Below are 14266 nucleotides of genomic sequence, written 5' to 3' on the forward strand. Positions count from 1 at the left end.
TAGAGGTTTCATGAACAAGTGGGTTTTGCCGGTATTGTTGACTCTGTTTTTATATCAACAAGTGAGCTGGGCTGATGATGCATACAAGATTGTGATTAAACGATCTGAAAACAAATTACTGATTGAAAAAAACGATAAAGTCATTCGTTCATATCATGCCGCAATAGGTAGTGGTGGCAGAAAAGCAAAACAGATGGAAGGCGATCGGCGCACGCCAATGGGTATTTATCATATCGTTGATATTAAAGACAGTGACCGATTCCATTTGTTTTTACAACTTGACTATCCCAGTGTCAGGGATGCGATCAATGGTTTGAAAGCCGGACATATTAAAAAATCGCAATATCGCAGAATTCTTGATGCGCATATTTTTGGTGGTATTCCGCCACAAAATACTGCGCTCGGTGGTGTGATCGGTATTCATGGCATTGGTGTTGAAACCAAAGACAAACTTGAGATTCATCAGATGGCGAACTGGACTCAAGGCTGTATTGCGCTCAGAAATAAAGAAATTGATGAGATATTGAAGTTTGTCGGCGTGGGCACAGAAGTCAAAATCATGGAATAAAACCTGATTAAAATTGTCGGATATGCATCTGAATTTGCTAGAATATCAACGTTTATCGCTTTTATTCTTCTGGGGTCCACATGCAATCCGCGCCTGATCTGTTTTCCTACCGTAAATTCTGGGCACACCGTTTTGGTATCGCGCCCGAATTACCTATGACCCGAGAGGAAATGGATGCGCTGGGCTGGGACTCTTGTGACATTATCATTGTGACGGGTGACGCCTATGTAGACCATCCGAGTTTTGGTATGGCGCTGATAGGGCGTTTATTAGAATCACATGGTTTTCGCGTTGGTATTATTTCTCAGCCCGATTGGACCGGCACCGACGATTTCACCAAACTAGGTAAACCGAATCTGTTCTTTGGCGTCACTGGCGGTAATATGGATTCTATGGTCAACCGTTATACTTCTGACCGTAAGATACGCAGTAATGATGCATACACCGCAGGTGGTTCAGGCGGAAAACGACCTGATAGAAGCGTCGTGGTTTACAGCCAACGTTGTCAGGAAGCCTACAAAGGCGTGCCCGTGATTATCGGTGGTATTGAAGCCAGCTTGCGCCGTATTGCCCATTATGACTACTGGTCTGAGAAAGTCCGCCGCAGTGTCATTATGGATTCTAAAGCTGATCTTTTGGTTTACGGCAATGGCGAAAGACAAGTGGTGGAAATTGCTCATCGTCTCGCTGCAGGTGAACCTGTCAGTGATTTGACCGACATTCGTGGCACCGCCTATACCAAAAAGCATGAACAGCGTCCGGGCTGGTGGGAGAAAGATTCTACTTTGGTGGATACTCCGGGGAAACTCAATCCGCCTATTGATCCTTATCAGATGCAAACTGAAGAAAGTTGTGCAGATGAAAAAGCCAAAACAGAACAAAATAAACCGGCTGAAAATACCAATGTTATTAAAATTCATCGGGTTTCACCGCGAAATGCTGAACGTACTGTAATACGGTTGCCTGCCTACAATGCAGTGAAAGATGATCCGGTTACCTATGCCCATACTTCACGTATTTTGCATCTGGAAACCAACCCCGGTAACGCGCTGGCTCTAGTACAGCAACATGGCAATCAGGATGTCTGGTTAAACCCACCGCCGATACCGTTAACCACAGCCGAAATGGATGCTGTGTTTGATTTACCTTATAGCCGTGTACCGCATAGTGGTTATGGCAAGATGACCATTCCCGCCTACGATATGATCCGTTTTTCCGTCAACATCATGCGCGGCTGTTTTGGTGGCTGTACATTCTGTTCTATTACCGAACATGAAGGACGTATTATTCAGAGTCGTTCTGAAGACTCCATCATCAGAGAAGTAGAAGCGATCCGTGATACAACACCCGGTTTTACCGGTGTGATTTCTGATTTGGGTGGTCCAACGGCCAATATGTATCGTCTAGCCTGTAATGATCCTCAAATTGAGGCTAGTTGTCGTCGTTTGTCGTGTGTATTCCCGGGCGTGTGTAAAAATCTGAATACTGATCACACGCCTTTGATTAGTCTATACAAGCGCGCCAGATCATTACCCGGCATTAAAAAGATTTTGATTGCTTCAGGTTTGCGATATGACCTGGCGGTTTTATCACCAGAGTATGTCAAAGAGTTGGTGACGCATCATGTGGGCGGCTATCTCAAAATTGCACCGGAGCATACTGAAGAAGGTCCGCTGCAACAAATGATGAAACCCGGCATCGGCACTTACGATAAATTCAAACAGATGTTTGATAAATATTCGAAAGAAGCAGGTAAAGAGCAGTATTTGATTCCATATTTTATCGCTGCACATCCAGGCACAACGGATAAGGATATGATGAATCTGGCACTTTGGTTGAAACGCAATGGTTTTAGAGCCGATCAGGTTCAGGCCTATTTACCTTCGCCAATGTCAGCCGCTGCGGCCATGTATCACTCGGGCAAGAACACCTTGCATAAAGTAAGACGTAACGGTGGTGATATTGAAGTCCCGAAAGGGTTGAAAGTGCGTCGATTGCACAAAGCTTTTCTTCGTTATCACGATCCTGAAAACTGGCCAATGTTACGTGAAGCATTAAAAAACATGGGGCGTGCAGATTTGATCGGTAATGGCAAAAAACATTTGATCCCCAGTTGGCAGCCTGCTGGCACCGGAGAAAATGGTGAAGGCCGCCGTGTTACGCGTAAGGCAAAAAATGTACAAAGTTTTCGCACTCAGCATACAAGACCGGGAAAAACCAAAGTCAAAGCCAAAAGACGTCAGCGCTAATAAAAAATATTATTATTTGAGAAACATTTTTAATTGACCGTGGTCAATGTGCCTATCACCAATTTTTAATAGGGACATTAATGAAATCGAAGCAGAGTTCTCGTTATGACTTTTTATCGATTTTTCTTCATTGGCTAGTCGCAGTTTTTATTATTGGCCTGTTTGCATCTGGCCTGTGGATGGTCGATCTTGGTTACTACGATGATTGGTATTATCAGGCTCCCTGGTGGCATAAAGGTATTGGCGTTGTAACGGCCATACTGATTGTTTCGCGCTGGGCTTGGAGCCTGTTTCGTCAGCCTCCTGCTGCCATTTCCTCTATTCCTTATTGGCAACATCTCGTTGCAAAAATTACACATCAAGCCATGAATATCGTGGCGTTGATTATTGTTATCAGTGGCTATGTCATGGTCACAGCTAAAGGTGATGGCCTCTCTGTTTTTGATTGGTTCACGATTCCCGCAATCATTTCAAACAAACCCGCTTGGGTAGATCCGGCGGGGGCAATTCATTTATGGGCTGCGTATTTTCTGATTGCGATGGCAACAGTCCATGCTCTGGCTGCAATTAAACATCACTTTATCGATAGAGACTCAACGCTCAAGCAGATGCTTGGCATCAAATAAAACCAGGAGAAAAAAATGAGACAGACGCTTTTAGCAACATCACTATTAGGATTGTCAGCGATAATGCCTGCTTATGCGGCAGATTATGTGATTGATACTGAAAAAGCCCACGCTTTTATTGATTTCCGTATTCAGCATTTAGGCTACAGCTGGATGAGTGGACGTTTTAATGATTTTTCTGGCACGTTTTCTTATGATGCAGAAAAACCGGAAGCATCAAAAGTGGATGTAGATATTGATGTGACCAGTGTTGATACTAACTTTGCCGAGCGTGATAAACATCTACGTGAACGCTTTCTGGAAACGGATAAATTTCCTAAGGCCAGCTTCAAATCTACTTCATTTAAACAGCAGGATGATGGCAGTTTAATGGTCACGGGTGACTTTACCTTACACGGCGTGACCCATGAATTGAGCTTCCCTGTCCAAAAAGTAGGAGAAGGCGCCGATCCATGGGGTGGTTACCGTGCCGGTTTTGTTGGTGAAACTGAATTTACTATTTCTGACTACGGCATTAATGTTGATATGTTAGGTCCATCATCACAGGTAGTGTATTTAACTTTGTCGATTGAAGGCATTAAACAATAAGTCAGATTTGTTTGGCGAGGTTATAAAGCCTGTCAAATTCTTCAGATAAGCTGCTTGCTGGTACAGAACGTCCCGCGCGTTGGTACCAGTAAGCAGCATTTCCTTTGTCGCCTTCAACATAATGAAGATAACCATGAATCATGCAGGCAAAACTATCTTCATAGTTTTGAATGAGTCTGTGAGCACCGTTCCAATCGCCTTGTGCGGCCAATTCCAATGCTTGTAAATGTTGTATAGCCATTGCCAACCTCCAGAAAAGTTTGACAATAGCTATGCTATAACAGATTGAATTGAATGAAAATTCTAGTTGCTTCCGATAAGCGTCAACAAGCCAGCAACAAAGGCAAACGGGGAGGTGACGATGACAAATATCAGTTTGCCAATTTCGCGTAATACATAAATCGCATCAATGAATAAAGCCATGATTTACTCCGTTGAATCTGATTGTATGCATTATAATGCGCGATTGTGACACTCAAATGACCGGCTAATTAAGCACCTATGAATATTCTCGCACTCGATACCTGCACAGAAATGTGTTCTGTCGCCATCTTAAAAAATGGTGAACTGTTTGAACAATCGCTTCTAACTCAACGAGGTCATTCAGAAAAAATACTAGGTATGCTGGATGAGATTTTGTCCCAGGCGGATTGTGGCCTTGCTGATATGGATTGTATTGCTTTTGGCCGCGGGCCTGGTTCATTTACCGGCGTTCGCGTTGGTGTCAGTGTCGCTCAGGGAATTGCTTTTGCGTCTAAATTGCCAGTCGTACCCGTTTCAACCTTAGCCGCCGTCGCGCAGCGTGCAATTGATGAACATGGTGCTAATTATATTGCCGTGGCAATGGATGCACGTATGCAGGAAGTCTACAGCGCTACATATCAATCTGTTGATGGTCTGGCTGAGTTAACAGGAGAGGAAAGAGTATGTTTGCCTGAGCTGATTTGCTTGGACAATGATTCATCTTTTTTTGCTGCCGGTAGTGGTTGGAAAGAGTATGAAACGTCTATGACAACAAAGTTCTCCGGTCAAATTCATGGCATGGATAATCAGCTGTTACCGACAGCTGCTGCCATTGCAAAACTGGCTGTAAAGCAGATTGAAAATGGTCATACTTTAGCTGCGGAACAGGCTATGCCCGTTTACCTTCGCGATAATGTCGCCAAGAAAAAAGGTGAACAGTGATGGTGAAAAAGCAAGACACTATCTACGCTGCACCATTAGAACAAATGGTGGATTTCCGTTTTGATGAAAAAGTGGTCGATGTCTTCCCTGATATGATTCAGCGTTCGGTACCTGGCTATGCAACACTGATATCTAACATCGGCATTCTTGCGGCAAAGTATGCTGTAGATAATAGCCATTGTTATGATTTGGGCTGTTCACTTGGTGCCGTGACTTTATCGATGCGGCAGCGGATAAAAAAACAGAATTGCCAGATTATTGCCGTTGATAACTCGCCTGCCATGATTGAAAAAGCACATCACATATTGCTGGCCGACAAGGCCTCTGATATTGGTGTTCAACTGGTTTGTGAAGATATCGCTGATACGGTCATTGAAAATGCTTCCGTAGTGGTAATGAATTTCACCTTACAGTTTATTCCATTGGCGCAACGCCAGACATTAATCAATCAAATTTATAAGGGTTTAAAACCCGGTGGCATATTAATTCTGTCAGAGAAATTGGCATTTGCTGATACCAACATTAACCAGTTTCATATTGATGCCCATCATGATTTCAAGCGGGCGAATGGGTATAGCGATATGGAAATTAGTCAGAAAAGAACAGCCCTTGAAAATGTGTTAATACCTGAGTCACTAGAACAACATCAGCAGCGTTTACGTGCTGCCGGATTTGGTTTTACTGAAAAATGGTATCAATGTTTTAACTTTGTCTCGATGGTTGCCATAAAGTGATATACCAGCCTTTATATGAATATCTCGATGCCGCTGGATTACAGGGTTGGCGTCAGACATTAGAACAACAAATCAATCAGAAATTAGCTGAAGAAACGCACGGCAAAATGCCTTTATGGCAAGACGCACTTGCAGCATTACCGATGATCACGCCCAGTCAGGTCGAGTTACAGTCAGAAGTCAGAATCGGTCAGCAAAAAGATTTGAATGGCGTTGATGTTGACGAGCTGAAAACTTGTTTGAAAGCGTTTCATCCCTGGCGTAAAGGTCCTTATCAGTTTTTTGATATTCACATTAATACGGAGTGGCGATCTGACTGGAAATGGGACAGGGTATTACCGCATATCAGTCCATTAGCTGGCCGACGCGTATTAGATGTGGGTGGTGGCAATGGTTATCACGGCTGGAGAATGTTAGGCGAGGGGGCTGAGTTTGTCATGGGCATTGATCCAACGCTGGTTTTCACCATGCAATATCATGTCATGCAACGTTATATCGCCAATAATAAACACTTCGTTGTTCCTATCGGTATAGAGCATATGCCGGAAAAACTGGCCTGGTTTGATACCGTATTTTCCATGGGGGTGTTATATCACCGGCGCTCCCCGTTAACTCATCTTATGGAGTTACGTGATTGCCTGAAGCCGGGTGGTGAGTTGGTGTTGGAAACGCTGATTATTGATGGCCCTGAGGGCATGAGTCTGATTCCAGAGTCACGTTATGCCAAGATGCGAAATGTCTGGTTCATCCCCAGTAGCGAGACCATGATGGTGTGGTTAAAAAAATGCGGTTTTAAAGAGGTGCGTTGCGTCGATGAAAATGTCACGTCACTCGATGAGCAACGAAGCACTGAATGGATGACATTTGAGTCACTGAAAGACTTTCTTGACCCGAATGATCTTACAAAAACAATAGAAGGGTATCAGGCTCCCAAACGTGGTGTATTTATCGCTAAAGCACCTTAGAGGGCTGTAGCACCTGAGGTGATGGATATCCATTGGCCATTGCTGTTTTTGCAGGCATCCAATGATTTTGTCTCAGTTTGATCGTCTTTTTTGATGACAAGATCATAGGCCAGACATGGGTAGTGACCATACGAGTAATGATGGTCAATGATGATTTCATAAGCTGTGCCAGTCACTTCATTTTTCCAAAAGTGGCTTTTACCAATGGTTTCTGTCGACAGAATTTTCTGTGTTTGTTGCAGGTCATGTGTTGTCATCGCCGTGTCGGTATCAATACCGGCCTCGACACCTGCTAACAAATCTAACGACGCTTCTGTGCTGGTAACTATGCTCACCAGGCTGATACTGACTATGCCTAATAAATAGAGCCGTTTGTTAGAAAACATAGACATCCGTAACTGGAGTAGAAAAACGTTATTTAAACATGAGCGATTAACTCGTTGGTATGGAGTTAATACAATTTATAAATAACAGGGTTAATTTCTTAAAAAGCCGAGTATATCCCTATCAAATTGTTTATAACAACTGTCATCTCATTATCAGCGACTGCAAACGCCACTTAATAAACGAATGGCCATATCCACATCATAGGTCATTATGTGATGAGAACGTAAAAAACGTTGCTGAACCTGGTAGGCTTCACGTTCGAGTAGCATTCGTTGTTTGCAGTCTGGCTCTTCAATAACGGCATCATGCTGATATTGAAGGAAATGCACCATTTCATGAACGATATATCCTTGAGCAATCATGCTATCTTTAGTCAGCTTATCATCATAAAAAATCGTATTTTTTTTATCGTCATAATAAGCCAGAGCATTACATTCTTTACCCTCACATAAAGTATCTATTAACTGCTGATGATTAACGGCTTCAATTAAGGGGTGTTGTTCTGGCATATCATACTGACTAAAGTTAACGGCCATTAACAGTAGTGTTCCAATAATTTCTTGCATAACATCGTCCTTGTCAGCATGTTAAATATACGACTAGCGCTTTTAGAAACAGTTTCTGTTATTCATTCATTAGCTGATGCATGCTGTCTATTATGAAATTCTTCTAAATCGGGTGGTGATTGTCGGTAATAAGCCTCTAACTGCTTAAATAAAAGGGCATTATGTTGTTTCAACGCTTCTGGCATAGTAAAAAAGTATTCACTTAATACCGCAAAAAATTCAGCCGGATTAGTCGCAGCATAAGGATCCAGATAGGTGTGTTTATGTGCCGCCAAGTCACGTAATAAACCCTGCCAGGCAGCAGTTAATGTCTCAGTCCATTCCGGTAACGACATATCCGGGTGTAATGGCGGCATACCATTAGCCCGACCAGACAACATATCTAATTTATGAGCGAATTCATGAATAACAACATGATGACCTCGGTAGGGTTGCTGACTGTCATGTTTGATGTCTTGCCAGGAAAAAATGACGGGACCCCGTGACCATGACTCGCCACTTAAGCCCTGTGTTTGTCTATGAACGACGCCATTTTCATCTGTCACATCGCGTTTAATCTGAAATGCGCCCGGGTAGAGAATGACTTCTATCCAACCATCGTAAGTATTGAGTCCTAAATGCAAGATAGCTACACAGGCCTGGGCAGCAACAGTGACGGCCATTTCTGGTGTGACCGTTAACCCTGCAGCCCCGGTAAATGTCTTTTTATGAATAAACAGTGTGGCCAACAAACGTATGCGGGCACGTTCGGATACGGATCTTGCCTGTATAAGGGGTAAATGCTTAGTGACTGCAAGCCACAAATCAAAGGGTATCGGATAGTGTTTTAGTACTCTGAGTGTGCGCCATTTACGAATAATATTCATGCAGTGAGTTTTGTTTTAGTTGGGGAGTGATTAAATAGCGAGTGTTGAATACCGATTTTGATGGCATTATCGATAACAAACCAGACTAAGGCATATAACCACATAAATCCGGCATATTGCCAACTTACAGCGGTAATAAAGATGCCGTTCACTGCCATCAAGGTACCGAGAATTTCAGTGCCCAATGTCGCGGCTAATAATAGGGGAGATGGCCAAGGCTTTTGCCAGAACCAACCATTATTGCGTGTGACAAAAATCGTACTGTGACCAGCAATAAGCAGTTTCAGAAAGATAAGGGTTTGTATTGTATCGTTATCTAAATTCTGTTCGCGCAGGAATAAATACAGTAAAAAAGACGCACAAACACCAGCAAGCCCAAGCGCAGATGAAATAATAAATAATTCATGCATATTCCACCTCACTGGTGTGGGCGACTGATAGGTATTATCGTAAGCAATGGTCAGAATAGGCAGATCATTGAGCAGTGCCAATAAAATAATCATTAAGGCAGTGATAGGGTAAAACTCGAATAGCAGAATGCTCAAGGTCATGAACAAAATGATACGAATCGTTTCTGCGATACGGAATGTCGCGTAGCTTTTCATGCGTTCAAAGGTAAAGCGTGCCTGTTCTATGGCCTGATTAATGACGGATAGGCCCGGTGCGGTGAGAATAATATCTGCTGCTGCTCTTGCTGCATCTGTGGCATTGGATACGGCAAAACCGCAATCTGCTTTTCTCAGTGCCGGCGCATCATTCACGCCATCACCCGTCATGCCAACAATATGATCTGATTTTTGTAAAGCTTCGACGATCATGTATTTATCTTCTGGCAAGACCTCGGCAAAAATTTCGATGGATTCCAGCATGTCGAGCAGAGCAGACTCGTGTGTGTGAATAAACTCTGTTTCTAATAAGCTGGTATCGTAAATGCTTTCCAGATCGGTCATTACCTCATCAGCAAACTGTTTTGCCTGTTTGAATGACACGTCCGGATTGAGTCGTTTATATATCGCCTGAGCCAGACCGGATGCGAGTTCTTTAATTTCCTGTCCAGACTTGCCGGTGATTTGTTTGGACTGAACCGCACGTTTGTTTAACCCAAGCATATGACCAATTTCACGAGCGATAGCGATATTATCGCCAGTGATCATTTTTACTTCGACACCTCGCTCTCGCATTTCATCAATCACTTGCTTTGAATCATCCCGGGGCGGATCGATGAGCGGAATGAGGCCAAGGAACTCATGTGGTTGATTCTCACGCTGTTGAGCCACAGCTAATGTGCGATAACCTTTACTGGCAAGAAGATTAATTTGTTGATTGAGTGACGTGATATCGTTATCGGTAAGGTTAGTGACCATGGCCATAATCACTTGTGGTGCACCTTTAAACACCTCCATTTTTTCGTCAGCTTTATTGACCGATGCTGAGGTAAATTTTCGGCTTGGGTCAAATGAAGTGAAGTGGGTTTGTTGCCATTGTGACCAGTCACTGTCTGCAAAATTATCTTTGATGTAGCGAAATAATGGAATTTCGATGGGGTCCGTATTTTCTGAGCGTGATGCTAAAACGGCCGCTCGCATAAGTGCTGCCTCACGGGTGCCATTGAATGGCAGAATGTCCATCACCTGCATTTCATTTTTGGTCAGCGTGCCTGTTTTATCGGAACAAAAAATATCGACGCCAGCCAGCTCTTCAATAGCGGTTAATTTGGTGACGATGGCTTTGTGTTTTGCCAACTTATAAGCACCCACAGCCATGGTGACAGACAAAACGGCCGGTAAAGCAACCGGAATTGCAGCGACTAATAACACCAAGGCAAAGCGGGCCAATTCAAGCATATCTTCATGGCGCGATAAGCCTGTGATAACAATCAATGTCACCATTGCCAGAGATAACAGAATCAAGAAGTGACCAATTTGTAACACCATCTTTTGAAAGTGGCTGTGTTCATTCTCGGAGGCCGAAGCAACTAAACTGACAACATTATTAAATCGTGTTTGCTGGCCGGTATTGACCACAATGGCATCCATTTCGCCTTGTCGAATGATGGTGTTGGCATAGGCAACATCGGTACTTCTTTTGCTGACAGGTAAGGATTCGCCAGTCAGTGAGGATTCATCTATAGATAAATAGTCACCCGTGACTAATTGCACATCAGCAGGGACTAAATCTCCCATTCGCAGACGAATAATATCGCCGGGTACGAGTTCTTGTGAGCGAACTGATTGAAACTTGCCATCACGTAATACGCGCACTTGTGTATCTAGCTGGCTTTTTAAGGCATTGAGGGCATTAAGGGCACGATGTTCCTGGAAAAAGTCGAGCCCGGCATTGATAACAAGTAGGACGCTGATAATGATGAAGTCTCCCCACTTACCAACGACTGCAGATAATATGGCGGCAATTTCAATCATCCAGGGAATAGGGCCCCAGAAGCGTTTCAAAATCCGCTGCAGTGTGGATTCTTCCTGATTGATGATTTGATTCAGACCGTAATCTATCTGTCGTTGCCGCACATCGGTTTCAGACAGGCCATTTTTACTATCAACATTTAATAAACGGAAAGTGTCATCAACAGGCTGAAGGGAAAAATCGTCCGTGGCTTTTTGGAATAACGATGTCAATTTCTAACCCTCCATTTATGTGGTGTGTTGAAGCTAGTGGCGCAAGACGTCCTGTAAAGCGTTGGCGAGCAAATTGGCTAAGCTCACTGTATTGGTCGGATGTGGAATACTGTCACAACTATAGATATGTTGGATGCCTGCCGCATTCAGTTGTTCTATTGCATCATCCATAAACAAGGCATGACTGACCAGAATACTGACTGAGGCCGGTTGATATGGCATCAGCTGTTTAGCTGCTTCCAACAGTGTTTTCCCGGTACTGGCCACATCATCAACAATAATAATATCGCGTCCGGAATAGGCGCGTTCAGGCAAAGTGACAAGCACTTTATGATCACCCAAACGTTGTTTCTGTGCTACGGCATAATCAAAGCCAAAATGTGTCGCGATTTCTTTTACCCATTGCTCTGATTCGCCATCAGGCCCTAATAACAGTGGATTGTTAAAACGGGTCTCGATAAAGTTTGCCATCGGCTGAGTAGCATTGATATTAACAGCATTTTCTATAGGAATGGCTTCGCGTAGTTCAGAGATGCGATGCAAATGCGTGTCTACTGTAATCACAGCATCAAATAAACCGGCCAGGAATCGACCAATAATGGTTTGACTGACGACTTCTCCCGGATGAAAGGCTTTATCTTGTCGCATATAGCAAAGATAAGGTGCCACCAGAATAATGCGTTCTACACCATTCTGGCGTAATGATTGTGCCGTCAGCATCAATTCAATCAACTTACTGTTGGGGTCGTTGAGGCTTCTGCAAACAATCACTGTTTCAGGTAAGTCGACCGGTAAGATTAACTGGCTTTCACCATCCGGAAAGTGATGAAGTTGAATGGTTTCGTATGGTATTCCACATACCATAGCCAGGACTTTGGCCTGTTGCTGATAGTCTGAAAAGCTAATTAGCAGGGGAAGTTTTGTGCTCATAGTTTATCAATCTGGTAGCTGTTATCTAGGAGTGCGGCATTTTTGGCAAAGGTAAAATCAGCATTAAACTCGGCATAAATGGTAAATAATGCCTCACCTTTTTTGACTTTATCTCCGACTTTTTTATGTAAATAAATCCCTGCGCCTTTATCCATCGGTGCACCGGCCAAGCGTGCAATGGAAGCAATTTTCAGATTATCAATCGCTTTTACGATACCCGTGTCTTCTGCACAAATATCATACTGGAGCTTGCCAACCTGTATGGGGGTGTTGTTGCGTCCCTGAGCATTGATAATGGCATTCATTTTTGTGAGTGCTCGGCCTGATTCAAGAATATCTCTGGCAACAGCGTAACCTTGACCGCCTCTGACATCGGGATCAAATTCGATAATTCTGCCGGCCAACTGTAAGGCTTTCTCTTTTAAATCGATGGGGGCGTTAGGTTCATTCCCAAGAATTTTCATCACATCCTGCGTTTCTAAAACAGGACCGATGCCTCTACCTATCGGTTGACTGCCATCGGTGATGACCACTTCTAAATGTAATCCCATATTGTCACCCACATACTCAAACAGTTTGCGTAACTTAAGCGCTTCCATATGGGTATGTACTTTTGCTGAAGGCCCAATCGGTATATCAATCAGTAAATGTGTGGCGCCTGCAGCAATTTTCTTAGAAAGTATCGAGGCGATCATTTGCCCGGTTGAGTCCATAGATAGCGGGCGTTCAACGGAAATCAACACATCATCAGCCGGCGCAAGTTTTGCCGTACCGCCCCATGCCAGGAAGGCACGTTGTTGACTAACGATTTCATGCAAACGTCGCAGAGACAGATCGACGTTGGCTAAGACTTCCATGGTATCTGCGGTACCAGCAGGTGAAGTGATCGCCCGGCTGGATGTTTTAGGCATCAACATGCCGTGAGCAGCAATGATGGGCACGAGTAACATAGTGGTACGATTGCCAGGGATACCACCAATACAGTGTTTATCACAGACCAGATCTTCGCCCCAGTCGATCCGTTCACCGGTATCTACCATGGCATGGGTCAGATGCAATATTTCATCGCGCTCCATGCCTGTTTCAGCACAACCTACGATAAACGCCGCTGTTTCGATTTTCGAATAACGGTTATTCACGATGTCCTGAATAATATGTAAATACTGCTGATAATCGAGTTTTTCACCGGCTATTTTTTTATGAACAGATTTCAGTGATTCAGGCGGGGTAGCATGATTAATAAAGACTTCTGAGCCTTCCGGGATGCCTAATTGTTCATAGACTTGCTCACTTAGACCTAATTCATCGATATCAGTAATAGAAGCATCATCAACGACATTGAGCACGGCGATAACAGGCTGAGTGCTATTAGCCGTGTGGATTTCTATTTTACTCAACGCCTGAAAGCCTTCGCTACGATAAAGTCCACAGTTCCGATGTAAATAAGCGACGTTTTCTTTGTAGGTATCGATAGCGACACACTTTAATTTCAGGGAGGGGATGGAAGTGGGTAGTTCCGATGTATCAATCATGCTGGACTCGAGCTAGTAACTTAGTTCAAGCTTAATTGTTCGTAACAGAGTCGGTCAATCTGATTTATCTGTATAACTGATCTATATCAGGTTTAGCAGAATAAGTAGGAGATAAGCTGTAATTTTGAAGATTTAAAGGCAGTTTCTATTGCTGGACAGCTAAAAGTTAAGGCCGGAGGCTCTATCCCGGGAAAACCATCCATACTAAATTAGAGTGGATTCCTGAAAGCATTGAGCTGAAACAAAAAAGCCCCTTCGAAAAGGGGCTTTTAATGTATGGCGGAGAGTCAGGGATTCGAACCCTGGGTGGTCGTTAAACCACGCCGGTTTTCAAGACCGGTACATTCAACCGCTCTGTCAACTCTCCAGAGAGGCGAAATAATACAGATAATGGTTCGGTAACACAACCGTAAAAATAAAATTATTTGTAGATAGATAAT

General features: G+C 43.6%; 14 protein-coding genes and 1 tRNA gene. 7 read left to right on the forward strand and 8 right to left on the reverse strand.

Annotated features, from left to right (window positions below; genetic code table 11):
* The first annotated feature begins 10 nt into the window (after window positions 1–10).
* The 4 genes from QQL60_RS03910 (at window position 11) to QQL60_RS03925 (ending at window position 4031) form a co-directional block, all read left to right on the forward strand.
* Entirely contained in the window at window positions 11–568 is a 558-nt protein-coding gene (locus QQL60_RS03910; RefSeq protein WP_007145390.1) for a L,D-transpeptidase family protein, read from the forward strand.
* Window positions 569–648: 80 nt separating this feature from the next.
* Entirely contained in the window at window positions 649–2817 is a 2169-nt protein-coding gene (locus QQL60_RS03915) for a YgiQ family radical SAM protein (protein ID WP_007145389.1), read from the forward strand.
* Between the two features lie 80 nt (window positions 2818–2897).
* Window positions 2898–3443 carry a cytochrome b gene (locus QQL60_RS03920; protein ID WP_007145388.1) on the forward strand — a complete coding sequence of 182 codons (546 nt, stop codon included), beginning with the start codon at window positions 2898–2900 and terminating at the stop codon, window positions 3441–3443.
* Between the two features lie 15 nt (window positions 3444–3458).
* Entirely contained in the window at window positions 3459–4031 is a 573-nt protein-coding gene (locus tag QQL60_RS03925; RefSeq protein WP_007145387.1) for a YceI family protein, read from the forward strand.
* Window position 4032: 1 nt separating this feature from the next.
* On the opposite strand, the gene QQL60_RS03930 is transcribed toward QQL60_RS03925, so the two are convergent.
* Window positions 4033–4272 (reverse strand): hypothetical protein, encoded by a 240-nt coding sequence (locus tag QQL60_RS03930; RefSeq protein WP_007145386.1) that lies wholly within the window; start codon window positions 4270–4272, stop codon window positions 4033–4035.
* Between the two features lie 260 nt (window positions 4273–4532).
* On the opposite strand from QQL60_RS03930, the gene tsaB reads away from it, so the two are divergent.
* The 3 genes from tsaB to cmoB are packed head-to-tail and all read left to right on the forward strand — an operon-like array spanning window position 4533 to window position 6915.
* A complete protein-coding gene (gene tsaB, locus QQL60_RS03935; protein ID WP_007145384.1) occupies window positions 4533–5216 on the forward strand; it encodes a tRNA (adenosine(37)-N6)-threonylcarbamoyltransferase complex dimerization subunit type 1 TsaB in 684 nt (227 codons plus the stop codon).
* On the forward strand, window positions 5216–5950 hold the full coding sequence (cmoA, locus tag QQL60_RS03940; protein WP_007145383.1) for a carboxy-S-adenosyl-L-methionine synthase CmoA: 735 nt from the start codon (window positions 5216–5218) through the stop codon (window positions 5948–5950). Before tsaB ends, cmoA begins: the two co-directional genes overlap by 1 nt.
* Window positions 5947–6915, forward strand: a complete 969-nt coding sequence (gene cmoB / locus QQL60_RS03945) for a tRNA 5-methoxyuridine(34)/uridine 5-oxyacetic acid(34) synthase CmoB (protein WP_007145382.1) — start codon at window positions 5947–5949, stop codon at window positions 6913–6915. Before cmoA ends, cmoB begins: the two co-directional genes overlap by 4 nt.
* Here the strand turns inward: cmoB and QQL60_RS03950 are convergent.
* The 7 genes from QQL60_RS03950 to QQL60_RS03980 all read right to left on the reverse strand — a co-directional run bounded on the left by QQL60_RS03950 (window position 6912) and on the right by QQL60_RS03980 (window position 14193).
* Complete coding sequence (locus QQL60_RS03950) at window positions 6912–7301, reverse strand: hypothetical protein (RefSeq protein WP_007145381.1); 390 nt, start codon at window positions 7299–7301, stop codon at window positions 6912–6914. The genes cmoB and QQL60_RS03950 overlap by 4 nt on opposite strands.
* Window positions 7302–7454: 153 nt before the next feature.
* Entirely contained in the window at window positions 7455–7868 is a 414-nt protein-coding gene (locus QQL60_RS03955; RefSeq protein ID WP_007145380.1) for a DUF6782 family putative metallopeptidase, read from the reverse strand.
* Window positions 7869–7930: 62 nt separating this feature from the next.
* Window positions 7931–8734: a M90 family metallopeptidase gene (locus QQL60_RS03960; RefSeq protein ID WP_050797523.1), complete on the reverse strand. Its 804-nt coding sequence runs from the start codon at window positions 8732–8734 to the stop codon at window positions 7931–7933.
* Entirely contained in the window at window positions 8731–11364 is a 2634-nt protein-coding gene (locus QQL60_RS03965; protein ID WP_284722483.1) for a plasma-membrane proton-efflux P-type ATPase, read from the reverse strand. Before QQL60_RS03965 ends, QQL60_RS03960 begins: the two co-directional genes overlap by 4 nt.
* A gap of 33 nt (window positions 11365–11397) precedes the next feature.
* On the reverse strand, window positions 11398–12294 hold the full coding sequence (locus QQL60_RS03970) for a ribose-phosphate diphosphokinase (RefSeq protein WP_284722484.1): 897 nt from the start codon (window positions 12292–12294) through the stop codon (window positions 11398–11400).
* Window positions 12291–13826 (reverse strand): thymidine phosphorylase family protein, encoded by a 1536-nt coding sequence (locus tag QQL60_RS03975; RefSeq protein ID WP_284722485.1) that lies wholly within the window; start codon window positions 13824–13826, stop codon window positions 12291–12293. Before QQL60_RS03975 ends, QQL60_RS03970 begins: the two co-directional genes overlap by 4 nt.
* 277 nt (window positions 13827–14103) lie before the next feature.
* Window positions 14104–14193, reverse strand: a tRNA-Ser gene (locus tag QQL60_RS03980).
* Between the last annotated feature and the right edge of the window lie 73 nt (window positions 14194–14266).

Source organism: Methylophaga thalassica (assembly GCF_030159795.1).
GTDB lineage: Bacteria > Pseudomonadota > Gammaproteobacteria > Nitrosococcales > Methylophagaceae > Methylophaga > Methylophaga thalassica.